Here is a 25,318-nt window from a genome sequence, read left to right as displayed (position 1 = left end):
AGCCGGTTCGGCGGGAAGCCGGGCACACGAGTACGGAGTGGAGCGACTCAGACGAGGTGGAAGCAGTGACTCTGCTGGAGAACCTGCACGGACCGACCGACTTGAAGCGCCTCACCGACGAGGAGGTGACCCGTCTCGCCGGTGAGATCCGGGCGTTCCTCGTGGACAAGGTGGCCAAGACCGGCGGGCATCTCGGCCCCAACCTGGGTGTGGTCGAGCTGACTCTCGCGGTGCACCGGGTGTTCGACTCGCCGAGTGACGCGATCGTCTTCGACACAGGTCACCAGAGCTATGTGCACAAGATCGTGACCGGTCGCCGGGAGGGCTTCGACACGCTGCGTCAGCGCGGAGGCATGTCGGGGTACCCGTCGCGGGCCGAGAGCGAACACGACTTGGTGGAGAACAGCCACGCCTCGACGGCACTGTCCTATGCCGACGGCTTGGCGAAGGCGTTCCAGCTGCGCCAGCAGCGGCGGCACGTGGTGGCCGTCGTGGGTGATGGCGCTCTCACCGGCGGCATGTGCTGGGAGGCGTTGAACAACATCGCCGCCGACCGCACGCGTCCGGTTGTGATTGTTGTGAATGACAACGGCCGTTCGTACGCGCCGACCATCGGCGGTCTGGCGGATCACCTTGCGTCGTTGCGGCTGCAGCCCGGCTACGAGAAGGCGCTCGAAGGCGGCCGTCGTGTGCTGCAGAACACGCCTGTGGTCGGCAAGCCGATCTACGCGGCGCTGCACGCGGCCAAGCGCGGTATCAAGGACGCGCTGAGCCCGCAGATGATGTTCGAAGACCTGGGCCTGAAGTACGTCGGCCCGGTCGACGGGCACGACGTGCACGCGATGGAGGCCGCGCTGCGCCGGGCCAAGGAGTACGGCGGCCCTGTCGTCGTGCACGCGGCCACGCGCAAGGGCAACGGCTACGCCCCCGCGGAGAACCACGAAGCCGACCAGATGCACGGCATCGACGTGATGGATCCGGTCACGGGTGAGCCGGTCAAGCCGAAGAAGGCGACCTGGTCCTCGGTGTTCTCCGAGGAGCTGGTGCGGCTCGGCGCGGACCGCGAGGACATCGTGGCGATCACCGCCGCGATGCTCGGCCCGACCGGCCTGGACAAGTTCGCCGCACGGTTCCCGTCGCGTTGCTTCGACGTGGGTATCGCCGAGCAGCACGCGCTCACCTCGGCCGCGGGTCTCGCCATGGGCGGCCTGCACCCGGTGGTCGCCGTGTACGCGACGTTCCTGAACCGGGCGTTCGACCAGTTGCTGATGGACGTCGCGCTGCACAAGCAGCCGGTCACCGTGGTGCTGGACCGTGCGGGCATCACCGGCCCGGACGGTGCGAGCCACCATGGCATGTGGGACATCTCGATCCTGGGCACGATTCCGGGCATCCGGGTGTGCGCGCCGCGTGACGCCAGGTCGCTGTCGGAGTTGCTGCGTGAAGCGACCGACGTGAACGACGGCCCGACTGTGCTGCGGTTCCCCAAAGCCGCTGTGGGGCCGGAGATTCCGGCGCTGGAGCGGGTCGGCGGCGTCGACATCCTGCGCAGGCCGACCGAGAGCGACGACATCCTGCTCGTCGGCGTGGGAGTGTTCGCCGAGCTTGGCCTGGCGGCCGCGGAACGGCTGGCCGACCAGGGGATCGGCGTCACGGTCGTGGACCCGCGCTGGGTCACTCCCGTGCCTGCCGAGCTGGTCACGTTGGCCGCGCGCCACCGGATGGTCGTGACGGTCGAGGACGGCGGCAGGCACGGCGGTTTCGGCTGGGCGCTCGCCGCCGCGATGCGGGATGCCGAAGTGGACGTTCCCGTGCGGGACCTCGGTGTGCCGCAGCGGTTCCACGACCACGGCACCCGTGCCGAGGTGCTGGCCGACCTCGGCCTCACGGCCCAGGACGTCGCCAGGAAGGTCACCGAGTGGGCTGCGGGACGGCTGGGCGAGCCCACCGCGGCCGAAGTCAGAGCGTCCACGAAGGACTGACAAGTGCGAGTTCTGGTAGTCGAGGACGAAGAGGCGCTGGCCGACGCGATCGCGCGCGGCCTGCGCCGTGAGGGCATGGCCGTCGACGTGGCGCTCGACGGCGACGCGGGCCACGAGAAGTCCACGATCACGCGCTACGACGTGATCGTGCTCGACCGTGACCTGCCGGGCATGTCCGGCGACGAGCTGTGCCGGGAGATCGTCTCCTCCGGCGCGCTCACCCGCGTGCTCATGCTGACCGCCAGCGGCACGGTCGAGGACCGCGTCGAGGGCCTGTCCCTCGGCGCGGACGACTACCTGGCCAAGCCGTTCGCGTTCCCCGAGCTGGTCGCGCGGGTACGCGCCCTGGCCCGGCGCGCCACCCCGGCTACGCCGCCTGTTCTGACCGTCGGCGACCTCGAGCTCGACCCGGCCAAGCGCACCGTCAGCCGGGCGGGCCGCCCGGTCGAGCTGACCCGCAAGGAGTTCGGTGTCCTCGAAGTCCTGCTGGCCGCCGGTGGATCCGTGGTCAGCAGCGAGGAACTGCTCGAGCGCGTCTGGGACGAGAACGCCGATCCCTTCACCACCACAGTCCGCGTGACCGTGATGACCTTGCGCAAGAAACTCGGCGAACCCGGCCTCATCGACACCGTGGTCGGTTCCGGCTACCGCGTCCCGGTAGCCGGTGTCGCCACCGCCGCCGAAGACGGGTGACCAGGTGCTGGCCACCACCCGGGCGGTACGGCCGAGCCTGCGGCAGTCCGGCCACGACGCACCCAGCCCGCAGTCGTGAGCACGCGCCGCGGGCTGTCGCTCCGGGTCCGCATCACGCTCCTGGCCACCGGGCTGGCGGCGGCCGTGAGCGCCATGCTGCTCTGGCTCGGCTGGATGCTGGCCGGCGACGCCGTCGGGGCAGTGCCGACGTTGCCGGCGGACACACCCATTGTCGTGAACGGCACGCAGGTCGAGGCGTCCGAGTTCGCGAAGGTTCTGCGGGATGACGTCAGGCAGCGCATCCTGCTTTACGGTTCGATCGCGTTCGCGTGTGTGGTTGCCGCGGCTGCTCTCCTTTCGTGGACGTTGACCGGACGGATTCTGCGACCTCTGCGGGAGGTCACCGGGACTGCGCGCAGGCTGTCCGCGGAGTCGCTGAGTTCGCGCATTGCCTATGAGGGCCCGCGTGACGAGCTCGCGGAGCTGGCTGACACCTTCGACGCCATGCTGGCCCGTCTGCAGGCCGCGTTCGAGTCACAGCGCCGGTTTGTGGCCAACGCCAGCCATGAGCTGCGCACTCCGCTGGCGGTGATCCGCACGGAGCTCGACGTCACCCTCGCCGACCCGGACGCCGACGTCGCCGAGCTCCGCCGGATGGCCGGCGTGGTCCGTGCGGCGACCTTGCGTTCAGGCCAACTCGTCGAGGCATTGCTGTTGCTGGCCCGCACCGACGGCATGGGTTTGGGTGTCCGCGAGCCCGTCGACCTGGCCAGTACGGTCGCCACTGCGTGGCGTGGCGTCCGTGCTGAGGCTGAGCCGCGCGGTATCACCCCGACGTTCCACGCGGCTCCGGCTCCGGCCGTCGGCGATCCCGCCCTGCTGGAACGGGTTGCCGGCAACTTGCTGGAGAACGCCGTGCGCCACAACGTCGACGGCGGGTGGATTGACGTTCGTACCTCCGCGACTCCGGAGTGGGCGACGCTCCGGGTGAGTTCGTCCGGCGCCCTGATCGACGCCACCCGGGTCGGTGAACTATTCGAGCCGTTCCGGCGCGGGGGAGTGGATCGAACCGCCCAGACCGGCACCGGGCTGGGGCTGTCCATCGTCCGCGCGGTGGTGGTCGCTCACCATGGCCAGGTGAGCGCCTATCCAGTCGCGGACGGCGGCCTGTCGGTGACCGTGCATCTCCCAGTAAAGCCGTGAGCCGGCGTCTACGCCCATATCTGGATCGCTCTCACGACGAAGGGGGAGTCGGGAACATACGTGCCGCCCTTGGGATATGTGGTGAACTCAGCCTCGGTCGAGCACGTTTCCCCTTGGTAGACAGTGACATCCTTGGTGAGCCGGTTGGCGAGCGAGCGCGCGACAAGGCCACCCAACGGCACACACTCGCCCGGATTGGCCGTCTCCAAGTTGAGTCTCAGGACAGTGCCGCCGTAGTTCTCCTTGGCCCAGGCGCAGAACTCGCCTCGGTCGCACTTGACCCCGGCATCGGCGGAAGCGGCTGGAGCGAAGGCGAAAGTGGTCGCGGCGAGCAGCAGAGCGGTGAAAACGGCGCGCTGAACAAACTTCGACATGTGTGATTCCCCTGGTTTCGTGGGCAGCCACCCCCGTGGCTGCGCTGCGTCCAGGTTCCCGCGTCCGGGGGGCTGTTGTCCGGTTTTTTCGGTCCGGACCACCCGATCGTGTCTCCGGCGTCTCGATCAGGTGAGCCGCTGACGCAGAGCGATGGCATCCCCCGGAGCCTTCACCTTGATGTCATTGTCGAAGTAGACATAAGTATCGGTGCCCCACTGGCGGATTTTGGCGGCCCACCGGTCCAACGCCTCATCGGAATAACCACTGGCATACAACTCGACATCGCCATGCAACCGAACGTAGGCGAAATCGGCTGTCACATCATCGAAGTATGGAAACTTCCCCGCAGTATCCGCGGCGACAACGGCAATACCCTGTTCCCGCAACAACTTGGTGAACGCAGGATCGGAAAAGCTGGGATGGCGAACCTCGATGGCATGCAGGACAGGCCGATTGCCGTCCACGGCTGTCCATGAACGACCGTCAAGCCGCTCGTCATGTCCCTCGGCAAGCTCCGCCGCGGCCACAGTGCTGTGCGGCAGTAAATCGAAGAACTGCGCGAAAAGCTCGGCATCGAACGGGAAGTTCCCCGGAAACTGCCACAGCACCGGCCCGAGCTTGGCCCCGAGCGCCAGCACCCCGGACGCGAAGAAGTTGGCCAACGGAGTCCCGACATCCTTCAGCCGCTTCATATGCGTGATGAACCGGCCACCCTTCACCGCGAACAGGAAGTCGTCCGGCGTCTCGGCCGCCCACCGCTGATAGCTCGACGGCCGCTGCAACGAGTAGAACGACCCGTTGATCTCCACCGAGTCGACCTTGCGCGAGATGTACTCCAGCTCCCGCCGGTGCGGCAGCCCTTTCGGATAGAACACACCACGCCAAGGCGGGTACAACCACCCCGATGTCCCGATCCGGATCACAGGTCGTGGGTACCCGCCTGGCCCGGTCACCACACGTCGACGAATACCGGGTTGGTGTAGCACCAGAGGTCTTTGAAGGGGTCGGAGTCGCCGATGATGTCGGGGATCGGGTCGAGGCCGCCAGGGGTGTGGCGGTTGCCGTCGGTGCCGCGCAGGCGGGTGTAGAAGGGGGCGCGGACGTTGCGGAATGTGTGCTGGAACAGGACTGTGTGGCCGGGCCACCAGCGGTTGGGCTCGAAGGATTCGGCGACGCGGACGCCCTGGACTGATGCTGTGTCGGGGTCGGCAGGGCCGGTGACGGGGCCTTGGATCAGGTCGAGGCGGCGCAGGCGGGGGATTGAGCCGCTGGAGTTGGGGCGGGTGGCGAGGCAGGCGGCGATCACGACCGTGACGGATGAGCCGCGGCGGACGCGGAGGCGGGAGCCGAGGCCGGCGGACTGGCCGTCGCCGTACGCGCCGACTTCCAGGCCGTCGAGCAGGCCGCCGTGGCTGACCCAGACGCGGCCGGAGCGTAGGCCGGCCGATACGGCAGCGTGGGTGCGGGAGGTGGCGCCGACGTAGGTGCGGCTGAACTCGCCGGGGTAGAAGTCGGCGTAGGGCGCGAGTAGTTGTGGCACACCGGAATTCACTGGGTCGGGGTACTTGCCGGTGCGGTCGTAGTAGCCGTTCTCGACTGCGGGCCGTACCAGGTGCGAGCCGCGGTTGTAGTGCGAGTCGGAGTTGCTGGTGATCCAGAAACCCTTGCCCTCAGCCAGAAGGGAGTCCCAGACGCCGCCCAGTGTCGCCGTCATCCAGTCGAAGCCGCCGTGCGTCCGGTAGGCCGCGGCGGGGTAGTTGGGCCAGGAGTCGGCGCCGGGGTTGTTGACGTAGCCGCCGCGGGCGCCGCCGTTTCCGTTGGGTTTGGGGAAACCGTCGGCCTGGGCGCCGGGTGCGCCTTCCATTCCGATGACCAAACCTGTGTCGCGCATGGCGCGCAGCTCATGCGGTGCGACGCGGCCGTTGCGGCTTGGGTGGTTCACGACCACGATCGGGTCGTGCGTGTTCGAACGCAACCACTGCAGAGCGGATAGGGCGCGGGCCTCGTTGGCAGGAGAGCCGGAACCGGTGTCGGTCAGGCGGGAATCGTGGGTGCGCTCGAAGGTGCGCAGCAGGGAGGCTTCGGACGAGCCGGGAGCGAAGAACACCGTCGCGTGCTCGGCGCCGGGGACGTTCCACTCGATGCCTTGCCACAAAAGGATATCGGGGTGGGCGCGGCGGGCGGCACGGATGTCCGCGCTGGTCGGCTCGACAGAGGACTTCTCGTGCGCCGGGTAGCCGTGATCGGTGATCACGAGCCAGTCGGTGCCGTACCGCCGGGCACCGGTCACCACGTTGTCCACTGTGTACATCGCGTCGTACGAGTACTGGGTGTGCGTGTGGTGATCGCCGACAAGCCAGCGGTACCGGTCGCGGCCGAGTAACCGGCCGAGCGAGCTGGAGATGTCCGCGGCGACCGGTGGCGCGGCGGCCAGTGAACCACCGGCCACGGCCGCGCCGAGCAGGAGAAACCGTCTTCTGGAGCTCATGCGGCGGACGTTATGTGTCCAACATGGCCACAAGGTGACGGCAAGGTGGCCCTCGTGTCGGGGTCGAGGGCCACCTTGCCGTGTCTAGCGAGGAACGCTGGCGACGCCAGGCTCCAGGAACCGCTTGCCGTTGACCCGCTCGGAAACTCCGGCGCGGTCGAGGTACGGCGTGATGCCGCCGAGCCAGAACGGCCAGCCCGCACCCAGGATCAGGCACAGGTCGATGTCCTGCGCCTCGGCCACGACGCCTTCGTCCAGCATCCGGCGGACCTCGTCGGCCAGGGCGTCCAGGGTCCGGTCGAGCAGCTCCGCCGAGGAGGACGGCGAAGAACCGGCCTGCCACAGGGCGGCGACCTCGGGGTCGAGGGTCTGCTTGCCGGAGGCGTCCCACTGCCACACCGCGGTCTTGCCGGCCTCGACGAAGCGCTTCATGTTCTCGCTGACGCCGAACCGGTCCGGGAACGCGTTGTGCATGATCTCCGCGACGTGCAGCCCGACGGCCGGGCCGACCAGCTGCAGCAGGATCATCGGCGTCATCGGCAGGCCCAGCGGGTCCAGCGCGTGGTCGGCCACCTCGAACGGGGTGCCCTCGTCCAGCGCCGCGGTGATCTCGCCGAGGAACCGGGTCAGCAGCCGGTTGACCACGAACGCGGGCGCGTCCGAGGCCAGCACGCAGGACTTCTTGAGCTCCTTGCCGATCTTGAACGCCGTCGCCAGCGTCGCGTCGTCGGTCTGCTCCGCCTTGATGATCTCCAGCAGCGGCATGACCGCGACCGGGTTGAAGAAGTGGAAACCCACCACCCGGTCGGGGTGCCGCAGCTTGGCCGCCATCTCGGTGATCGACAGCGACGAGGTGTTGGTCGCCAGCACGCACTCGGCCGAGACGTACTCCTCGACCTCGGCGAAGACCTGCTGCTTGACCGACAGGTTCTCGAACACGGCCTCGATCACGAAGTCCGCGTCGGCGAACGCCGCCTTGTCCAGCGAGCCGGACACCAGGGCCTTGAGCCGGTTCGCCTCATCGGGTGAGATCCGCTTCTTGCCCGCCAGCTTGTCGACCTCGGTGTGGACGTAGCCCACACCCTTGTCCACGCGCGCCTGGTCGATGTCCGTCAGCACAACGGGAACGTGCAGCCGCCGGGCGAACAGCAGTGCCATCTGCGACGCCATCAGGCCCGCACCGACGATGCCGACCTTGGTGACCGGCCGCGCCAGCGACTTGTCCGGGGCGCCCGCTGGGCGCCGCGCACGCTTCTGCACGAGGTTGAACGAGTACAGCCCGGCGCGCAGCTCGTCGCCCATCACGACGTCGGCGAGAGCCTCGGTCTCGGCGGCGTAGCCACGGTCCAAGTCGTTGTGACGAGCCAACTCCAGCAGTTCGACGGCCTTGGTGGCGCCCGGCGAGGCGCCGTGCGTCTTGGCCTCGACGAACGTGCGGGCGCGGGCGACCGCCGCGTCCCAGGCTTCGCCGCGGTCGATCTCGGGGCGCTGCACGGAAATCGACCCGTTGACGACGCCGGCCAGCCACAGCAGCGACTGCTCGAGGTAGTCCGGCGAGTCCAGCAGCACGTCCGCGATGCCCAGTTCGAAGGCCTGCTTGGGCTTGAGCATCTTGTTCTGGTTCAGCGCGTTCTCGATGATCACGGTCACCGCGCGGTCCGCGCCGATCAGGTTCGGCAGCAGCTGCGTGCCGCCCCAGCCCGGGAAGAGGCCCAGGAAGCACTCCGGGAACGAGATCGCGGCGACGTTCGAGGCCAGCGTGCGGTAGTGGCAGGACAGCGCCAGCTCAAGGCCGCCGCCCATGGCCGCGCCGTTGACGAACGCGAAAGTGGGGATCTTCGAGTCGGTGAACTTGCGGAACACGTCGTGTCCCTGCTTGCCGATCGCCAGCGCCGTCTCGCGGTCGGTGACCTGCTCGACGCCGGTCAGGTCCGCGCCGACAGCGAAGATGAACGGCTTGCCGGTGACGGCGATCGCCGCCGGGTCCGCCTGCACGGCCGCGTCGAAGGCGGCGTCCAGGCTCTCCAGACCGCCCTTGCCGAACGTGTTCGGCTTGGTGTGGTCGAACCCGTTGTCCAAAGTGATCACCGCGACCGGCTTGGCCAAGCCGGGCACGGAGATCACGCGGGTGACCGCGTGGGTCACGACCTCGTCGCTCACTTGTCGCCCCCGTTCCAGTTCGGGTTCTCCCAAATCACGGTGCCGCCCATGCCGATCCCGATGCACATCGTGGTGATGCCGTAGCGCACCTCGGGGTGCTCGGCGAACTGGTGCGACAGCTGGGTCATCAGCCGCACGCCCGAGGAGGCCAGTGGGTGACCGGTCGCGATCGCGCCGCCCCACTTGTTGACGCGCGGGTCGTCGTCGGCGATGCCGAAGTGGTCGAGGAACGCCAGCACCTGCACGGCGAACGCCTCGTTGATCTCGAACAGGCCGATGTCCTCAATGGACAGCCCGGCCCGCTTCAACGCCTTCTCGGTCGCCGGAACGGGTCCGACGCCCATCACCTCGGGCTCGACGCCTGCGAAGGCATAGCCGACCAGGCGCATGCCGATCGGCAGGCCGAGCTCACGCGCGGTCTCCTCGTCGGCGAGCAGAGCACCGGTGGCGCCGTCGTTCAGACCGGCCGCGTTACCCGCGGTGACCCGGCCGTGCGGCCGGAACGGGGTCTTCAACTGTCCCAACGCTTCCACGGTCGTACCGGGGCGTGGCGGCTCGTCCTCTGTGGCCAGACCCCAGCCGAGCTCGGCGGAACGGGTCGCGACTGGCACGAACTCCGGCCCGATCTTGCCGGCCTTCACGGCGTCGGCGTACTTCTCCTGCGAGGCAGCGGCGAACGCGTCCGCACGCTCCTTGGCCAGGTGCGGGAACCGGTCGTGCAGGTTCTCGGCGGTCTGGCCCATGACGAGCGCCGACGGGTCGACGATCTTGTCGGACAGGAACCGCGGGTTCGGGTCGACGCCTTCACCCATCGGGTGACGGCCCATGTGCTCGACACCGCCCGCGATCGCCACGTCGTACGCGCCGAACGCGATTCCGCTGGCAGTGGTGGTCACGGCGGTCATCGCGCCCGCGCACATCCGGTCGATGGCATAGCCGGGCACGGACTTCGGCAGGCCGGCCAGCAGTGCGGCGGTGCGGCCGATGGTCAGGCCCTGGTCGCCGATCTGGGTGGTCGCGGCGATCGCGACCTCGTCGACGCGCTCCGGGGGAAGTTCTGGGTGCCTGCGCAGCAGTTCGCGGATGACCTTGACGATCAGGTCGTCGGCCCGGGTCTCGGCATAGATGCCCTTCTTGCCTGCCTTGCCGAACGGCGTACGCACACCGTCGACGAAGACCACGTTGCGAAGGGCGCGCGCAGCACTGGTGGGTGCTGGTGCGGCCACGGCAAGTCCTCCCTCGTGTCTCTGGGTTACCCGCCGGTAGGGCGGCCGTGACCCAACTCTAGCCGAAGTTACTGGCGGGTAACTACCGCGGTCCCCCTGTCGTGTGCATCACCTCGTTGCCGCTATGACTCTATTTACCTATAGTGCTAGTTAGATAGATAAATGGAGGAAGTCGTGATCGAGTTCCATCTGGACGGCAGGTCCGGCCTGTCGCCCTACCAACAGCTGGTCCAACAGGTCCGGCACGCCCTGCGGCTGGGGCTGCTGCAGGAGGGGGACCAGCTGCCGAAGGTCAAGGACGTGGTCGCGCAGCTGGCGATCAACCCGAACACCGTGCTCAAGGCCTACCGGGAGCTCGAACACGACGGGCTCGTGGCCGCCCGCCCCGGTGTCGGCACGTTCGTGACGGCGACGCTCAACGGCGTCTCCCACACGACCCTCGGCCCGTTGCGTCAGGACCTGCGGCGCTGGTTGACCAAGGCCCGCATGGCCGGTCTGGACGAGGAGAGCATCGAGGCGTTGTTCACGACCACCTTTCGTAACGCCGCAGGAGAGGAAATAGCGTGACTGCGATCCTGCGAGCCCAGTCACTGGGCAAGAAGTACAAGCGCAAGTGGGCCTTGGCCGGCTGCACGCTGGACATCTCCGGTCAGGTGGAACGGATCGGTGTCGTCGACCCGAAAGGTGTGTGGCGGCTGGGCAACGAGACCGTCGACCCGGCGGGCAACGTGATCACGTCGTTGCCCGCCGCGATCGTCGACTGTATGCCCAAGGCGTCCCGCGACTCGGCGACCGTGCCCGACTTCCGGGTGATCAGGAGCTGTCTGGCGAAGCTCGACAGCCTGGGATACAAGCAGCGCCTGACCTATCAGCCGGGTGACCGGTTCTGGCCTTTGCAGTGGCTCGAGCTGGGCATGTTCCTTGTGCTGTCCGGCCTGCTCACCTGGTTCTGCTTCCGCCTGACCCGCCATCGGTTGTCCTAAAGGGACCTGTTCTGCTCGGTGACCACCAGCAGCTGCGGGTGGTCACTCCGACGGCGTCGCGTGCAAGGCCTTGCTCAGCAGTTCGGCGACCAGGCCGACCTGCCACTCCCGGGCACTGCCGGCCCGCAACGCCGCCGACGTGCCGTCGACGTCGATGTCCGCCGGGGGATTCCAGCAGATCCGGCGGATCAGATCCGGCTGGACCATGTTCTCCACCGGCAGCCGCAACGACTCGGCCAACGCCGACAGGCTCGCACGGGCCGCCGAGAGCCGGGCCGCGGCTGCGGGGTCCTTGTCAGCCCACCGGTTGGGCGGGGGAGGACCGTCCTGCTGCGGCGAGGGGTCCGGCAGTTCGTTGCGGGGCAGCTGGGCGGCGGTCTTCAACGCCCGCGCCCACGTGCCCGCCAGGCGCCGCTGAGCGCGCCCACGGAAAACGGGAAGCTTCACGAGCCCGGCTTCGTCGATCGGTGCCGCCACGGCGGCGTCCACGATCGCGCTGTCGGGCAGCACACGCCCGGGAGCGACGTCACGCTCACGGGCGATGGAGTCCCGGACTTCCCACAAAGCGCGTACGAAGGCCAATGCACGGGCCCCACGGGCCCTGTGGATACCTGAAGTACGGCGCCAGGGCTCTTTACGTGGCTCGGGCGTCGGAGCGTCCCTGAGGGCGTCGAACTCCTGCAGTGCCCAGTCGAGCTTGCCCTGCTCGGCCAGCTCGGTCTCCAGGGCGTCGCGCAGCTCCACGAGGAGCTCCACGTCCAGCGCCGCGTAGTTCAGCCACTCGCGTGGCAACGGCCGACGGGACCAGTCGGCGGCGCCGTGGCCCTTCTCCAGCCGATAGCCGAGTACTCGCTCGACGAGCGTGCCGAGCGCGACCCGGTCGAAACCGGCCAGCCGACCGGCAAGCTCGGTGTCGAACAGCTTGCTCGGGCGCATGCCGAGTTCGGCGAGGCACGGCAGATCCTGGGATGCCGCGTGCAGCACCCACTCTGTGCCGGCCAACGCCTCGATGAGCGGGTCGACCTCGTCGTTCAACGCGACGGGGTCCACCAGCACTGTGCCCGCGCCCGCACGGCGCAGCTGAACCAGGTAGGCCCGTTGTGAGTACCGGTATCCGGACGCGCGTTCGGTGTCGACCGCGACCGGCCCATGACCCGCCGCCAGAGCTGCGGCCGCGCGCCGCAGCTCTGCCGGCTGAGTCACCACAGGTGGCGTGCCACCCGCTGGTTCGACCAGTGGAATGGATTCCGGCTGGTCGTTGTCGGGAGATCCGGGTGTGCTCACGGCGGGAGACCCTACGTCACGGCCACCCGCCGATCGCACGTTTTCGGGCGAACAGCGTTTCAGCGGATCACGCCGGCACGCATGGCCAGCGCAACCATCTGAGCCCGGTCACCGGTTCCGAGCTTCCTGCCGATACGCGACAGGTGGCTCTTGACAGTGAGTGCGGACAGGTTCAGTGCCTCGCCGATTTCCTTGTTGCTCTGGCCATCGGCGACCAGCTGTAGCACCTCTACCTCGCGGGCGGACAGCTCGCGGGGCGTGTTGTCGGTCCCCGGAACCCGGGTGCCCGTCGCGAGCACGGGGGCGACACTCGGGTCGGCGTAGACGCCGCCCTCGAGTACCCGCCGCACTCCGTCGGTCACCACCACCGGCGATGCGGACTTCAGCAGGTAGGCCTGAGCCCCTGCCTGGAAGGCCGAACGCACGGCGTACGGGTCGTCGGACGACGCCAGCACCACGATCCTGGGCCACCCGTGGCTACGGAGTTCCGTAACCAACTCGATGCCCGAGCCGTCAGGCAGCCCAAGGTCGAGGATCGCCAGATCGCATGGCCCAGTGGCCAGCGCCCGCGCCCTCGCCTCGGCCACCGAAGCGGCCTCATGCACCGTGCCCGCGCCCATCTGGGTCAACCGGGCAGCTATCGCCTCCCTCAAAAGCGGATGGTCATCGACCACCAACACCGAGAACAACTCTTCCCGCGGGTGCGGGACCATGTTCGCCGGCAACGCGCCGGCTGGCGTGGTTCGAACGGCCTGACCTAAGCCGACGGCAGCCACGTCACTACCTCCCTGGAGTCGGTCGTGCCCCCCGACCGGCACCGGGACTTTCCGCCAATCAGCCGCGCCGCTGATGGACCGAAAGTGGTGTCGACGAGGGCAGCCTAGCCGCCCAAGCGGGTCAACGGGACGATCAATCGGGTATGTATCCGATCGGGTTGTGACTTTCTGGACCTCTTGTCACACGATCAGGTGACTCCGCAAATAGTGACGTAACGGTGCCGGGTGCTAACACGATGAAGTGAGGTCATGGGTAATGAAGTCCGCAGGATTCGACCGTGCGGTGGCGCTTCTGCAAGCGACCCAATTGGCTGACGGTCACAACGACCTGCCGTGGGCGCTGCGATCGATTGCGGGGCCGGATCCGGCGGCCGCGGTCGCCTCGACCGACCTGACGATTGCGCAACCGGGGTTGCATACCGACCTGCCCAGGTTGCGCCAGGGCGGGGTCGGCTTGCAGTTCTGGTCGGTGTACGTGCCCTGCCAGTTCGAAGGTCATTCGGCGGTCACCGCGGTCCTGGAACAGATCGAAGTGGTCTACCAGTTGGTGGAACGGTACCCCGCGGATCTGGCGTTGGCGACCACCGCCGACGAAGCCGAAGATGCCTTCCGAGCAGGCAAGATCGCCTCGATGCTGGGTGCCGAAGGCGGTCACTCGATCGCCGGATCACTGGGCGTGCTGCGAGCCCTGAGGCGCCTGGGCGTCCGCTACATGACCCTCACCCACAACCTGAACACCCCGTGGGCCGACTCCGCCACGGACACCCCCGAACACGACGGACTGACGGATTTCGGGCGAGACGTGGTTCAGGAGATGAACCGGATCGGGATGATGGTGGACCTCTCGCACGTGGCGCCGTCGACGATGCGGGACGCCCTGGCGGTGTCAAGTGCGCCGGTGGTTTTCACCCACTCGTCCTGCCGGGCGGTGAACGACCACCCACGCAACGTCCCCGACGACGTGCTCGCGGCATTGGCGGCCAACGGCGGCGTGTGCATGATCACATTCGTCCCGAGATTTGTATCCCCTGCATTGTCCGACTGGGATGAAGCGCTTCAGAAAGCCATGGACGAAGCCGGCCTGGACCATCGGGACCTGGAAGTGCGCTCGAAGTTCGCCGACACCTGGATCGGCCCGCCCAAGCCCGCCGCGACCCTCGAAGAAGTCGTCACCCACCTCGAGCACGCCCGCGAGGTAGCCGGAATAGACCACATTGGTCTAGGCGGCGACTACGACGGAGTGGGCTCGCTGCCGATCGGCCTCGAGGACGTCTCGAAGTACCCAGTCCTGATCGGCGAGCTACTGGACCGAGGCTGGAGCGAAGACGACTGCGCCAAACTCGCCGGCCGCAACATCCTGCGAGTACTCCGCGCTACCGAGGAGGCCGCAACCCAAGCCCCCTCCACCCCCTCCCACCCATAAGACAGTCCCCCACCCATCCCGGGGGGCGTCCCTGGTCCAGTCTGTCGGGAATGGGGTCTGAGCAGGGGTTTTCAAGGGTGATCCCGGTGTGAATGGGCCGTTCGCACCGGGATCACCTGGCTGGGTGATCGAAGGTGAGGGCGGTACTTGCACAGGGAGGTTTGCCTGCTGGGCGGGCAGAGTAGGCGCCGCACTCGCAGCGAGAACCGGGACGCGGCCAGACCCATGGCAGGATCGGCAAAATGCCAGGCCCGACCGGAGGAAGCGCCGCGCCCGTAGACAGGGCTCGCACACTCGCGCAGGTGTACCGACGCTTCGGCGAGGTCGACGCCGCCAAGACATCGCCCCTGTATGAGGGCGTAACGATAGCCGTGAGTAACTCCGAAGAGGCGCTGCACGCGATCGAGACGGTGCCCGCGCGCAAGAGGAACCCCGCGGTAATCCTCGCCGCGTTGCATGACCTCGCCCTCGCCGGACGTGCCCCGGCGCTTGCCGAGGCCTATGCCGCTGCGGACGCTGGCGCTGCTGCCGAGGCGGCCATCGACACTCTCGTGGGGATGACTGACGCCGTAGCCGCCATCGCCACAAGCCGGAAGTTGCGAACCAACGTGACCGGACGCCAACCGGTCCTGTACCCAGCCATTGCCGAGGCTGCCCGCCGAGCAGGCGCCACAACGGTGGGGTTGATCGACATCGCCTGCTCGGCAGGGTTCAACCTCAACGTTGACAGCGTCGGGATCACCTACAGCAACGGGCAAACGCTGGGCGACGCGACCTCTCCCGTGCAGCTGCAGGCTTCGGTCGTGGGAGACCGGCCCATCCCAGAGCAGGCGATGCCCAAGGTTGTCACCCGGGTTGGCATCGATCTCAACCCGGTTGACGTGACTGACGAGGACGAGGCCCGCTGGTTGCGCGCCTGCCAAGAACCCGAGCGAGCTGCGAGGCTTGAGGCGGAGATTGCGCTGGCGGCGACAAACCCGCCGCTTCTACTGCAAGGGGACGCCATCGAGGTGCTGCCCGACGCCTTCGCCCGGATACCCGTAGACGCCCTGCCTGTCGTCACCACGACATGGGCGCTGTCGAGCTTCTCTCTTGAGAACCGCCTGCGCTTTCTGCATCGCCTGGATGAGGCGGCGGTCGGCAGGGCGGTGGCTTGGGTGTCTGTGGAGGGGGTCGGAGTCGCGCCGGCGATACCTACGTTTGGTGATCGCCACGCCTCCGGTCACAGCATTATCGGCATAGCAGTCTTCGAGGGGGCCGCCCTCAAAGCCGAGGCTGTCGGCCGTTGCTGGTCGCGGGGGCGGTTGCTGGCGTGGCTAGCCCTTGAAGAGGGTGACGCCCACCGGGGGTAGGCCGACCACGCTGGCGAGCAGGTCGCAGAAGGCCTCGCCGTGGGGTTTGAGTTCCGCCGTCCTGGGGGTCCAGGAGGCTCGCAGTTCCAGGTCGTCGGTGCGGGCTGGGCCGGCTATGTCGCCGAAGCGGGCGGATGAGGTCTCGGTGACCGTGCCGCCCAGGGCTCCGAACCTGGCGCCGGACGCTTCCAGCGCGTCGGTCAGCCAGGACCAGCCGACGGCGGGCAGCAGCGGGTCGGATGCCAGTTCCGCGTCGAGTTCCGCCCGGACGTAGGCGACCACGCGCAGCACTCCGTCCCAGGCTTCCTGGCCTTCGGGGTCGTGCAGGAGCACGAGCCTGCCGGTGGCCAGGACTTCGGCGGGGCCGTTGACCTCCGCGGTGATCGCGAAGGCCCAGGGAGCCAGGCGTTGCGGTGGGCGGACTTCCTCCAGCTGGACTTCGGGACGCGGCCGCACCGACCGCAGCCCCGCGACGGCCTGGCGAAAGACCTCGGGCGCTTCGGGTGCCTTGGACGCAGTCACGACAGGTAACTGTAGGACCACCCGAGTCGGTGAGTCGGGACGGCGCGCCGAGCAAGTTCGCATCCGGCTGCGTACGGTCGGTGGGTGAATCGGCCCGGAATGATCATCCGGCCGAGTCTGGGCGCCCTGCTCGGCCATTGAGGTGACGGCGCGTGGAACTATGGGGACGTGACGACCACATCGACGGTCCGCCGGGACCTTGTGAACGCGCCCCTGCTGGTTGCCGCGAGCGGGCAGACCCCGGCGCGGACCCCGGTGTGGTTCATGCGGCAGGCGGGCCGGTCGTTGCCGGAGTACCGCAAGCTGCGCGAAGGCGTGCCGATGATGCAGGCGTGCTTCGACGCGGAGATGATCGCCGAGATCACCCTGCAGCCGGTCCGGCGGCACGACGTCGACGCCGCGATCCTGTTCAGCGACATCGTCGTCCCGCTGCGGGCCGCCGGGATCGATCTGGACATCGTGCCGGGCACGGGCCCGGTCGTCGCGCAGCCGGTGCGCGACCAGGCCGGTGTGCGGGCGCTGCCGGAGCTGGACCTGGACGTGCTCAAGCCGGTCGCGGACGCCATCGGCCTGCTGATCGACCAGCTCGGTGAGGTCGCGTTGATCGGGTTCGCCGGTGCGCCGTTCACACTGGCGTCCTACCTCATCGAGGGCGGCCCGAGCCGCAACCACGAGCGCACCAAGGCGTTGATGAAGTCCGACCCGGAGACGTGGCACGCGCTGCTCGGCCGGATCGCCGACTACACGACCGAGTTCCTCAAGCTGCAGGTCTCCGCCGGGGTCGATGCGATCCAGCTGTTCGACTCGTGGGCCGGCGCGCTGTCGGAGAAGGACTACCGCGAGTACGTCTTCCCGCATTCCCAGCGCGTCCTGGCGGCTCTGGCGTATGCGGGCGTGCCGCGAATCCACTTCGGCGTCGGCACGGCCGAGTTGCTGCCCGCCATGCGTGAGGCAGGCGCGGACGTGGTCGGCGTGGACTGGCGGCTGCCCCTGGACGAGGCCGTGCGCCGCCTGGAGGCCGCCGCGCCCGCCGCGCCCAAGCCTGTTGTGCAGGGCAATCTGGACCCGGCAGTGCTGTTCGCAGGCTGGGACGTCGTGGAGCGTGAGGTCCGGCGGATCGTCGCGGAGGGCAAGGCCGCTGCGGGCCACGTGTTCAACCTCGGGCACGGCGTCCTGCCGGAGACCGATCCGGCCGTGCTGACCAGGGTCGCCGAACTGGTCCACAGCATCCGCTGATGCCTGTGCCGAAGGTTGTCGTCGTCGGCGGTGGCATAGCCGGGCTGGCCGCCGCGCATCGGCTGCGTGCGCTGCTCGGCGAACATGCCGAGATCACGATCATCGAATCGGCGAACCAGCTCGGCGGGAAGCTGCGCACCCGGCAGTTGGGTGGCGCGCAGGTCGACGTCGGCGCGGAAGCGTTCGTGACCCGCAACCCCACGGCGACCAAGCTTGTTGCCGAGCTGGGGCTGAGCGATCGGCTTGTGCACCCTGTCCTGTCCGCAGCGACGGTGCACGCGGCTGGGCGCACTGTTTCGTTGCCGCGAAGGACGTTCCTGGGGCTACCTGCGAGCGAAGAAGAAGTCCGCTCGGTGCTGTCGCCGGACGGCGTCGCGAAAGTGGCGCACGAGCGGGATTTGCCGCCGCTGGAGCTCGATCCGCATCCGGAGGCCCCGGACGTCTCGGTCGGCAAGGTGATCGCTGAACGGTTCGGCCGTGAGTTGGTCGACCGGCTTGTGGAACCGTTGCTGGGCGGTGTGTACGCGGGCCGTGCGGATCTCCTGGGCCTGCGCGCCACGATGCCCGCGCTCGCCGGAACGCACACGTCGTTGACCGACGCGGTGGGGCGCGTCCTGGGGCCGCCGCCCACGGGCACGCGACCCCCGGTCTTCGGTGCGATCGATGGCGGGATGACGGTCCTGGTCGACGAGCTGGCCAAGCAGTCGAAGGCTGCGATCCGTCTCGGTCTGCCGGTCCGGGCGCTGAAGAAGATCGAGAACGGCTGGCAGCTGGAGGTCGGCAGCGCCCCGTCCCCGCAACTGCTCACCGCCGACGCGGTCGTCCTCGCGGTTCCGGCGCCCGCGGCGCGAAAACTGCTGGCAGACGAGGTGCCTGACGCGTCCGCGGCGTATTCGCGGATCGAGGTCGCCTCGATGGCGGTGGTCAGCCTCGCGTTGCCCCCTGACACATTGTTGCCAGACGCGACCGGCGTTCTGATCGCGGTCGGTGAGCGGCACTCGAACGGCGCTCCATTTACTGCAAAAGCTTTCACGTTTACCGGCCGTAAATGGGGTCAGCCGGCTGGAAGCCCTGTTCAGCTGCGTGCGTCGGTCGGCCGCTATGGCGAGGCTGGGACCCTGCAGCGCGACGACGACGATCTGGTGGCGGCCGTCTTGTCCGACCTTCGGGAACTCACAGGAGTCGGCGCTACTCCAGTCGAGCGACTCGTGACCCGTTGGGGTGGCGGCCTTCCGCAGTACGGCGTCGAGCACACCGCCGCGGTCGCCGCATTGACCGGGGCCGTCAATAAAATGCCTGGTCTCGCGGTTGCGGGCGCTGCTTTGTACGGTGTCGGGATACCCGCTTCGATCGGCACCGGACACGATGCCGCGGCGGCGATTGGCGCTTACCTGACATCGCGATCGGCCGAAATTAGTGAGCCGAGTGGCCTAGTGGGTGAGTAACCGCCTGTGCTACAGTGCGGCACCGTTGTGGTCGTTTATCGGGTGACTCACAAAAGGGTATCGTCGTCGATCTCTTGCGGGTGTCGCATTTTGTTAGAATAGTATTCGACACCGGTGGAGTATCGTGAGAATTCTGGGTGACCGGCGCCAGGGCCACGGCTCTATCCGCACGCGGCTGACCGCGGTCGTGGTCTTTTCGGGGCTCGCGCTTGTCGTCATGTGGGGCGCGGTCAGCATGCCCCGGTTGTACGACGCGATCTATCTGCGCGCGGTCAGCGACGCGATGCAGGAGGTCATGCCGAAGGCCGTCGGCGCGTTGAGCGCGGTGCAGGCCGAGCGGGCGCAAAGCTTGTTACCCAACACTTCTCCCGGTGATGTCGCCAATCGCCGGGCAGCGACCGACCGGTCGGTACAGCAGGTCCGTGACCTGGTCGAACCGGTCCTGGGCCAGTCACCCCGAGTAGTGCAGGACAAATACGCGGAGTTCAACCGGACGCTCGGTGAACTGGCGGATGTTCGCCGCCGGGCCGATGCCAAGACGATCGACCGGCCGGAATTGTACGGGTTTTACAACAAAGTCGCCGACGTCAGTATCAACGTTTTCGACACCATGGCTAGAGTGGTCCCCGACCAGGAGGCCGCGTTGAGCGGCGTCGAAGTCAACTCGCTGTTCCGGGCCGCCGACCTGATGTCCAGGGCCACCACTGTCGCAAGTGGAGCGATTACCGGCGGCACGCTGAATTCCACCGACCACGCCGAATTCGCCCGGCTGGCCGGTGCCTATCGGCAACAGCTGGAATTGTCCACACAAAACGGTTCGGCCGAAGTCCGGACCCGCTACCAGCAGTTACGCGATTCCGCCGGCTGGAAACGGCTGACCGACGCGGAGAACACGCTGATCGGCGCGGGCGCGTGGACGGTCGTGACCAGCCGCAACCGGACCGACGGCCAGGTGGCCGCCCCTCCGGTGAGTGATCAGGAATGGCGGGAGGTCACTGGAAAGGTCTACGGCGATCTCGAGCAGCTCGGTGTCGCCCAGTTCACCGACACCGCCCGCCGTGCCGACGAGAAGTCCGGCAGCGCCCTGACCAACGCGATCCTCGGCAGCGCGATCGCGTTGCTGGTGGCCGTGCTGACGATCGTGGCCGCGCTGCGGATCATGCGCCGCACCTCCCGCCGGCTGACCAGGCTGCGGTACGAGACGCTGGATCTCGCCGTGGAGAAGCTGCCGCCGATCGTGCGCAGGCTGCGCGCCGGCGAGCAGATCGACGTCTCGACCGAACTGCCGGTGCTGGACTTCGGCAAGGACGAGATCGGCCAGGTCGCCCGCGCCTTCAACGCCGCGCATTCCACCGCGGTGGAGGCCGCGGTGCAGGAGTCGCAGGCACGGGCCGGTATCCGCAACGTGTTCCTCGGCATCGCCCACCGCAGTCAGGCGCTGGTGCACCGGCAGCTGAAGATCCTCGACAAGCTCGAGCGCGAGCAGGAGGACCCGCAGCAGCTCGACGAGCTCTTCCACCTCGACCACCTGGCCACCCGGGCCCGGCGCAACGCCGAGAACCTGATCATCCTCGGCGGCCAGCAGCCGGGCCGTGCGTGGCGCAAACCCGTTCTGCTGGCGGACATCCTGCGCGGCGCGGTCGCCGAAACCACGCAGTACAAGCGGATCCGGATGCAGGGTGTGCCCAGGGTGCTGCTGGCCGGCTCCGCGGTCGCCGACACCATGCACCTGCTGGCCGAGCTGCTGGACAACGCGACGTCCTTCTCGCCGCCGCAGGCCCAGGTCCGGCTGTCGGGCGAGCCCGCGGCCAAGGGGATCGTGGTCGAGGTCGAGGACAACGGCCTGGGCATGGACGACGACGAGCGCGACCGCCGCAACGTCGTGCTCAGCGACCCGCCGGACTTCGAGGCCATGGCGCTCAAGGGCGACCCGCGGCTCGGCCTGTTCGTGGTGGCCCGGCTGGCCTCCCGGCACAACATCAAAGTCGAGCTGCGGTCCTCGTCCTACGGCGGCACACGCGCGGTCGTGCTGATCCCGGCGACGTTGCTGGTGGAGGACGAGCAGGACGACACGGCCGAGTTCAGCTCGGTGCCTTCGGCGCGTACGCCTGACTCGGACTACGTCGACGACGTCCTGCCGTTCCGGGTCTCGCTGTTCATGCCTGCCGCCGAGGCTGCGGCTGCCGAGGCAGCGGCGGCGGAGACGGCCCAGGCGGCGGGGACCCGCGTGGAGGAATGGATCGAGCCGCAGGAGGACCCGGGACCGGTGTGGCCGCAGCAGGAAGTTGTCGAACCTGAACCGCAACCAGCGCCGCCGAGTGTGAACCCCGTGGGTACACAGACCGCAGGTCATCACGCGGGTCCGCCGGACCGGCCCGCACTGCCTCGCCGGCGCCGGCAGGCAAGCCTGGCACCCCAGCTCAAGGAGACCAGATTCGGGCCGATCGAACCCGAAGACGACGACCTGGACGGCGGGCGCTCGCCGGACGAGATCCGCGGCATCATGTCCGCCTTCCAGCACCAGTCGCGGCGTGCCCGCGACGAGGATCAATAGGGGAGAATTGATGAAGAAGGCGAGTTCCGGAGCCGACCTGGACTGGCTCCTGGAAGACCTGGTCGGCCGGGTGGTCGGCGCCCGGCACGCGGTCGTGCTGTCCGCGGACGGTCTGCTGGTCGGCCGTTCCCGTGCATTGTCCAAAGAGGACGGCGAACACCTGTCCGCGGTGGCTTCGGCGTTCCAGAGCCTGGCCCGCGGCACCGGACGGCAGTTCGGCGGCGGCAAGGTCCGGCAGACCATCGTGGAGATGGAGCACGCGTTCCTGTTCGTCACCGCGGCGGGCCAGGGCACATGCCTGGCCGTGCTCGGCGAGGAGGACGCCGACGTGGGCCTGATCGCGTACGAGATGAACCTTCTGGTCAAGCAGGTGGGTTCGGTGCTCAACGCGCCGCCGAGGGTCGACACAGCGGTCACGTTGGCGCCATGACGGCCGGCCGCGACAGCTGGGTGGACGACGAGGCCGGGCCCTTGGTCCGGCCGTACGCGATGACGCGTGGACGGACCCGGCCGGCCAACCGTGATCTGAACATGATCACGCTTGTGGTCGCGGTCAAGGACGAGATCGACGCGGTCGCGCTGGACGCGGACTACGTGGCGATCCTGGAGCTGTGCCGTAACCCCATGTCGGTCGCGGAACTGGCGGCGCACATGGACGTGCCGATCGTGGTGGTTAAAGTGCTGCTGTCCGATTTGGTCGAACGCGGCGAGGTGATCGCCCGCAACCCGGCCCGTGACGTCCGAGTGCCCGACATGAAACTACTGCAGGCGGTGCTTGATGGTGTCCGACGTCTCTGACGTCATCCCCAACGCGGTCAAGATCCTGGTGGCCGGTGGTTTCGGCGTCGGCAAGACCACCATGGTCGCTGCCGTCAGCGAGATCGCGCCGCTGTCGACCGAGGAACTGCTCACCGAAGCCGGGGTCGGCGTGGACGACCTGGCCGGCATCGAGAACAAGCGGACCACGACGGTCGCCCTGGACTTCGGCCGGATCACGATCAGCCCCGAGCTGATCCTGTACCTGTTCGGCACACCCGGGCAGGGCCGGTTCTGGTTCATGTGGGACGAGCTGGCCTTCGGCTGTCTCGGCGCGGTCGTCCTGGCCGACACTCGCAGGCTGGACACGTGTTTCCCGTCGATCGACTTCTTCGAGCGGCGCGGCCTGCCGTTCGTGATCGCGGTGAACTGTTTCGACGGTGCCGACCGCTACGACCTCGAAGAGGTGCGTGACGCCCTGGACGTCGGGCCGGACGTGCCGATCGCGCTGTGTGACGCACGCGACCGGGATTCAGCCAAGGAGGTCCTGGTCACATTGGTGGAGTACGTCCTGCGCAGCCAGCCCATGGCCCGTGCCACCATGTAAGGCATGTCCCGCCTGAACTTCTCCGAACTCAACGACACGATCCGGTACACCATGTGGTCGGTGTTCCGGATCGAGCCAGGCAAGCTCCCGGACGACCGTGGCCCCGCGGCCATCGAGGCCGAGTCCTACCTCGAGGCCCTCGAAGGCAAGGGCGTGGTCGTGCGGGGCGTGTACGACGTCGCCGGCCTGCGGGCGGACGCCGACTACATGATCTGGTGGCACGCGGAGGAGATCGAGCAGGTCCAGGCCGCCTACACCGGCCTGCGCCGGACCGCGCTCGGCCGCGCGTCGACCCCGGTCTGGAGCCAGGTCGCCCTGCACCGGCCTGCGGAGTTCAACAAGAGCCACATCCCGGCGTTCCTGGCGGGTGAAGAGGCCCGCAAGTACGTGTGCGTGTACCCGTTCGTCCGCTCCTACGAGTGGTACCTGCTGCCGGACGAGGAGCGCCGCAGGATGCTGGCGCAACACGGCCACCAGGCGCGCGACTACCCGGACGTGCGCGCCAACACGGTCGCCTCGTTCGCGCTCGGCGACTACGAGTGGATGCTGGCTTTCGAGGCTGACGAGCTGCACCGAATCGTGGATCTCATGCGGGCCTTGCGCGCCAGCGATGCACGCAGGCACGTGCGCGAAGAGGTCCCGTTCTACACCGGCACGCGGTTGCCCGCGGCGGAACTGGTCGCGAACCTGCCCTGATGGAAGGCCCGGCGGTAGTCCGTCGGCGTGGTGCCGATCGCGGCGCCGAAGTGCTGCCGGAAGTTGGCCGCCGAGCCGAGTCCGCTGTGCTCACTGACCAGGCCGATCGGCAGGTTCGTCGATTCGAGCAGCCCTTTGGCGTGGTTGAGGCGTTGGGACAGCAGCCATTGGCGGGGTGTTGTCCCGGTCGCCTCGCGAAACCGGCGGACGAACGTGCGCGTGCTCATCTTCGCCTGGTGGGCGAGGATTTCCACGGTCAGCGGCTCGGCCAGGTGCGCGCATGCCCACTGCAGCACCGCGCCCATACTGTCGGAGTCCTCGGCCGGGACTGAGTTGTCGACGTACTGGGACTGCCCGCCCGGCCGGTGCGCGGGCACGACCATCCGCCGGGCGACCTGATTGGCCACGTGCGCGCCGAAGTCACGCCGCACGATGTGCAGGCAGAGATCCAGACCAGCACTGCGGCCCGCGCTGGTCAGGACGTCGCCGTTGTCCACGTACAGCACAGTCGGGTCGACCTCGACCAACGGATGCCATCGGGCCAAAGTGGACGCCTGCTGCCAGTGCGTGGTGGCCCGCATGCCGTCCAGGATTCCTGCCGCGGCAAGGACGAACGCGCCGCTGCAGAGCGAAACCATGCGTGCGCCTGCGGACGCGGCAGCCCGGACGGCGGCGATCAGGTCCGGCGGGATCGCACGGGTGCGCAGCCAGGCATGGGGAACGGCCGGGATCAGGACCATTTCGGCGGTGGCCAGGCAGTCCAGGCCGTCAGCGGGCGTGAGCGTGAAACCGGACTCGATACGGGTCGGGCCGGATCCGCAGAGTTTCAGCGAGTACCAGGGATCAAGCCACTGCGTCCCGAACACCTCGTAGGCGATGCCCAGCTCGTACATGGGCATGTCGTCGATCACGGGCATGGCCACGTCCATGACCCCGACAATACGGCAGGAAACTTGCGGACATCGGCAGGTCTGCCACTCGAATGCCGTGACCTGCGCGGACATCATTCCTGCGTGATCGTTGAACTCAGGCAGTACACCCTCAAACCCGGCAAAAGGGACACGCTTGTCGACATCTTCGAGCGGCACTTCATCGAGAGCCAGCAAGCCGTGGGCATCACGCTGATCGGCCAGTTCTACGACCTGGACAACTCGGACCGGTTCGTCTGGCTGCGTGGCTTCCCGGACATGCCGTCCAGGAAAGCCGCGCTGACCGCCTTCTATTACGAGAGCGAAGCCTGGCGCACGCACGGCCCCGCGGCCAACGAGACCATGGTCGACTCCTCGGACGTGTTGTTGTTGCGGCCGACCGGCCCGATGTTCTCCGGCGCGACGGCGGGCAGCTACACGGCGATGATCTCCGGGGAGCCGGTCCGGATCGAAAATCCGTTGGCATCATTCGAAACCGAGCCCGTCGAGAACGACTTCCCGCGCCTGCCCGTACGGACGGGCAAGTACTTCGTGACGTTCCAGGCGGGCGACGGGGCTTGGCCGACGAAACCCTCACTGAGGTTGAAGCCCACGCCTCGGTCGGCACTTGGGTAGCGGAGCGGCCCCG

General features: G+C 68.1%; 24 protein-coding genes. 15 read left to right on the top strand and 9 right to left on the bottom strand.

Features of this window, described 5'->3' with window-relative positions:
* The first annotated feature begins 65 nt into the window (after positions 1-65).
* From dxs to JOF56_RS55430, 3 genes are all read left to right on the top strand, one after another.
* Positions 66-1,982, top strand: coding sequence for a 1-deoxy-D-xylulose-5-phosphate synthase (gene dxs, locus JOF56_RS55440; protein WP_209647548.1), 1,917 nt, complete (start codon positions 66-68; stop codon positions 1,980-1,982).
* Between the two features lie 3 nt (positions 1,983-1,985).
* Positions 1,986-2,675, top strand: coding sequence for a response regulator transcription factor (locus JOF56_RS55435; RefSeq protein WP_209647547.1), 690 nt, complete (start codon positions 1,986-1,988; stop codon positions 2,673-2,675).
* 75 nt (positions 2,676-2,750) lie between these two features.
* Positions 2,751-3,878 carry a sensor histidine kinase gene (locus JOF56_RS55430; RefSeq protein WP_307855726.1) on the top strand — a complete coding sequence of 376 codons (1,128 nt, stop codon included), beginning with the start codon at positions 2,751-2,753 and terminating at the stop codon, positions 3,876-3,878.
* 8 nt (positions 3,879-3,886) lie between these two features.
* Here JOF56_RS55430 and JOF56_RS55425 read toward each other — a convergent pair whose 3' ends face one another.
* The 5 genes from JOF56_RS55425 to JOF56_RS55405 form a co-directional block, all read right to left on the bottom strand.
* Entirely contained in the window at positions 3,887-4,252 is a 366-nt protein-coding gene (locus JOF56_RS55425) for a peptidase inhibitor family I36 protein (protein WP_209647546.1), read from the bottom strand.
* A gap of 126 nt (positions 4,253-4,378) precedes the next feature.
* Positions 4,379-5,167 carry a DUF72 domain-containing protein gene (locus JOF56_RS55420; RefSeq protein ID WP_209649081.1) on the bottom strand — a complete coding sequence of 263 codons (789 nt, stop codon included), beginning with the start codon at positions 5,165-5,167 and terminating at the stop codon, positions 4,379-4,381.
* 35 nt (positions 5,168-5,202) lie between these two features.
* Positions 5,203-6,741, bottom strand: coding sequence for a PHP domain-containing protein (locus tag JOF56_RS55415; protein WP_209647545.1), 1,539 nt, complete (start codon positions 6,739-6,741; stop codon positions 5,203-5,205).
* 84 nt (positions 6,742-6,825) lie between these two features.
* Positions 6,826-8,901 carry a 3-hydroxyacyl-CoA dehydrogenase NAD-binding domain-containing protein gene (locus tag JOF56_RS55410; protein WP_307855725.1) on the bottom strand — a complete coding sequence of 692 codons (2,076 nt, stop codon included), beginning with the start codon at positions 8,899-8,901 and terminating at the stop codon, positions 6,826-6,828.
* Positions 8,898-10,127 (bottom strand): thiolase family protein, encoded by a 1,230-nt coding sequence (locus JOF56_RS55405; protein WP_209647543.1) that lies wholly within the window; start codon positions 10,125-10,127, stop codon positions 8,898-8,900. The genes JOF56_RS55410 and JOF56_RS55405 overlap by 4 nt, the downstream gene beginning before the upstream one ends.
* Positions 10,128-10,301: 174 nt before the next feature.
* On the opposite strand from JOF56_RS55405, the gene JOF56_RS55400 reads away from it, so the two are divergent.
* Both JOF56_RS55400 and JOF56_RS55395 read left to right on the top strand, forming a co-directional pair.
* A complete protein-coding gene (locus JOF56_RS55400) occupies positions 10,302-10,694 on the top strand; it encodes a GntR family transcriptional regulator (RefSeq protein ID WP_307855724.1) in 393 nt (130 codons plus the stop codon).
* Complete coding sequence (locus JOF56_RS55395; protein ID WP_209647541.1) at positions 10,691-11,110, top strand: hypothetical protein; 420 nt, start codon at positions 10,691-10,693, stop codon at positions 11,108-11,110. The genes JOF56_RS55400 and JOF56_RS55395 overlap by 4 nt, the downstream gene beginning before the upstream one ends.
* 42 nt (positions 11,111-11,152) lie before the next feature.
* Here JOF56_RS55395 and JOF56_RS55390 read toward each other — a convergent pair whose 3' ends face one another.
* Together JOF56_RS55390 and JOF56_RS55385 are read right to left on the bottom strand one after the other, a co-directional pair.
* Positions 11,153-12,394, bottom strand: coding sequence for an HRDC domain-containing protein (locus JOF56_RS55390; protein WP_307855723.1), 1,242 nt, complete (start codon positions 12,392-12,394; stop codon positions 11,153-11,155).
* 59 nt (positions 12,395-12,453) lie between these two features.
* Entirely contained in the window at positions 12,454-13,170 is a 717-nt protein-coding gene (locus JOF56_RS55385) for a response regulator (RefSeq protein WP_037262141.1), read from the bottom strand.
* Between the two features lie 256 nt (positions 13,171-13,426).
* On the opposite strand from JOF56_RS55385, the gene JOF56_RS55380 reads away from it, so the two are divergent.
* The gene (locus tag JOF56_RS55380; RefSeq protein ID WP_209647540.1) at positions 13,427-14,593 is read left to right on the top strand and encodes a dipeptidase; all 1,167 of its coding nucleotides are present in this window, start codon (positions 13,427-13,429) and stop codon (positions 14,591-14,593) included.
* Between the two features lie 302 nt (positions 14,594-14,895).
* Positions 14,896-15,945, top strand: coding sequence for a DUF2332 domain-containing protein (locus JOF56_RS55375; RefSeq protein WP_307855722.1), 1,050 nt, complete (start codon positions 14,896-14,898; stop codon positions 15,943-15,945).
* On the opposite strand, the gene JOF56_RS55370 is transcribed toward JOF56_RS55375, so the two are convergent.
* Positions 15,910-16,467, bottom strand: coding sequence for a DUF3000 domain-containing protein (locus JOF56_RS55370; protein WP_307855721.1), 558 nt, complete (start codon positions 16,465-16,467; stop codon positions 15,910-15,912). The genes JOF56_RS55375 and JOF56_RS55370 overlap by 36 nt on opposite strands.
* 168 nt (positions 16,468-16,635) lie before the next feature.
* On the opposite strand from JOF56_RS55370, the gene hemE reads away from it, so the two are divergent.
* The 7 genes from hemE (at position 16,636) to hemQ (ending at position 23,761) form a co-directional block, all read left to right on the top strand.
* Positions 16,636-17,703, top strand: coding sequence for a uroporphyrinogen decarboxylase (gene hemE / locus JOF56_RS55365; protein WP_209647538.1), 1,068 nt, complete (start codon positions 16,636-16,638; stop codon positions 17,701-17,703).
* The gene (hemG, locus tag JOF56_RS55360; RefSeq protein WP_209647537.1) at positions 17,703-19,148 is read left to right on the top strand and encodes a protoporphyrinogen oxidase; all 1,446 of its coding nucleotides are present in this window, start codon (positions 17,703-17,705) and stop codon (positions 19,146-19,148) included. Before hemE ends, hemG begins: the two co-directional genes overlap by 1 nt.
* A 124-nt stretch (positions 19,149-19,272) precedes the next feature.
* Entirely contained in the window at positions 19,273-21,702 is a 2,430-nt protein-coding gene (locus tag JOF56_RS55355; RefSeq protein WP_209647536.1) for a sensor histidine kinase, read from the top strand.
* 10 nt (positions 21,703-21,712) lie between these two features.
* Positions 21,713-22,132, top strand: a complete 420-nt coding sequence (locus tag JOF56_RS55350) for a roadblock/LC7 domain-containing protein (protein ID WP_209647535.1) — start codon at positions 21,713-21,715, stop codon at positions 22,130-22,132.
* Positions 22,129-22,500, top strand: a complete 372-nt coding sequence (locus JOF56_RS55345; RefSeq protein ID WP_209647534.1) for a DUF742 domain-containing protein — start codon at positions 22,129-22,131, stop codon at positions 22,498-22,500. Before JOF56_RS55350 ends, JOF56_RS55345 begins: the two co-directional genes overlap by 4 nt.
* Entirely contained in the window at positions 22,481-23,065 is a 585-nt protein-coding gene (locus JOF56_RS55340; protein ID WP_209647533.1) for a GTP-binding protein, read from the top strand. Before JOF56_RS55345 ends, JOF56_RS55340 begins: the two co-directional genes overlap by 20 nt.
* A 3-nt stretch (positions 23,066-23,068) precedes the next feature.
* Positions 23,069-23,761, top strand: a complete 693-nt coding sequence (gene hemQ, locus JOF56_RS55335; protein WP_209647532.1) for a hydrogen peroxide-dependent heme synthase — start codon at positions 23,069-23,071, stop codon at positions 23,759-23,761.
* Here the strand turns inward: hemQ and JOF56_RS55330 are convergent.
* On the bottom strand, positions 23,710-24,690 hold the full coding sequence (locus tag JOF56_RS55330) for a helix-turn-helix domain-containing protein (protein WP_209647531.1): 981 nt from the start codon (positions 24,688-24,690) through the stop codon (positions 23,710-23,712). The genes hemQ and JOF56_RS55330 overlap by 52 nt on opposite strands.
* 84 nt (positions 24,691-24,774) lie before the next feature.
* On the opposite strand from JOF56_RS55330, the gene JOF56_RS55325 reads away from it, so the two are divergent.
* Complete coding sequence (locus JOF56_RS55325; RefSeq protein ID WP_307855720.1) at positions 24,775-25,305, top strand: NIPSNAP family protein; 531 nt, start codon at positions 24,775-24,777, stop codon at positions 25,303-25,305.
* Positions 25,306-25,318: the final 13 nt, after the last annotated feature.

The sequence above is a fragment of the Kibdelosporangium banguiense genome (genome assembly GCF_017876405.1).
GTDB lineage: Bacteria > Actinomycetota > Actinomycetes > Mycobacteriales > Pseudonocardiaceae > Kibdelosporangium > Kibdelosporangium banguiense.
Note: the sequence above shows the minus strand (reverse complement) of the source record. Positions and strands in the feature narration are given on the sequence as shown.

What these genes read in the sequence shown, in the direction of transcription:
- JOF56_RS55425 (WP_209647546.1), bottom strand. Translation starts at nt 4,252, where the DNA reads ATGTCGAAGTTTGTTCAGCGCGCCGTTTTCACCGCTCTGCTGCTCGCC.
- JOF56_RS55415 (WP_209647545.1), bottom strand. Translation starts at nt 6,741, where the DNA reads ATGAGCTCCAGAAGACGGTTTCTCCTGCTCGGCGCGGCCGTGGCCGGT.
- JOF56_RS55380 (WP_209647540.1), top strand. Translation starts at nt 13,427, where the DNA reads ATGAAGTCCGCAGGATTCGACCGTGCGGTGGCGCTTCTGCAAGCGACC.
- hemG (WP_209647537.1), top strand. Translation starts at nt 17,703, where the DNA reads ATGCCTGTGCCGAAGGTTGTCGTCGTCGGCGGTGGCATAGCCGGGCTG.
- JOF56_RS55350 (WP_209647535.1), top strand. Translation starts at nt 21,713, where the DNA reads ATGAAGAAGGCGAGTTCCGGAGCCGACCTGGACTGGCTCCTGGAAGAC.
- JOF56_RS55345 (WP_209647534.1), top strand. Translation starts at nt 22,129, where the DNA reads ATGACGGCCGGCCGCGACAGCTGGGTGGACGACGAGGCCGGGCCCTTG.
- JOF56_RS55340 (WP_209647533.1), top strand. Translation starts at nt 22,481, where the DNA reads ATGGTGTCCGACGTCTCTGACGTCATCCCCAACGCGGTCAAGATCCTG.
- hemQ (WP_209647532.1), top strand. Translation starts at nt 23,069, where the DNA reads ATGTCCCGCCTGAACTTCTCCGAACTCAACGACACGATCCGGTACACC.
- JOF56_RS55330 (WP_209647531.1), bottom strand. Translation starts at nt 24,690, where the DNA reads ATGGACGTGGCCATGCCCGTGATCGACGACATGCCCATGTACGAGCTG.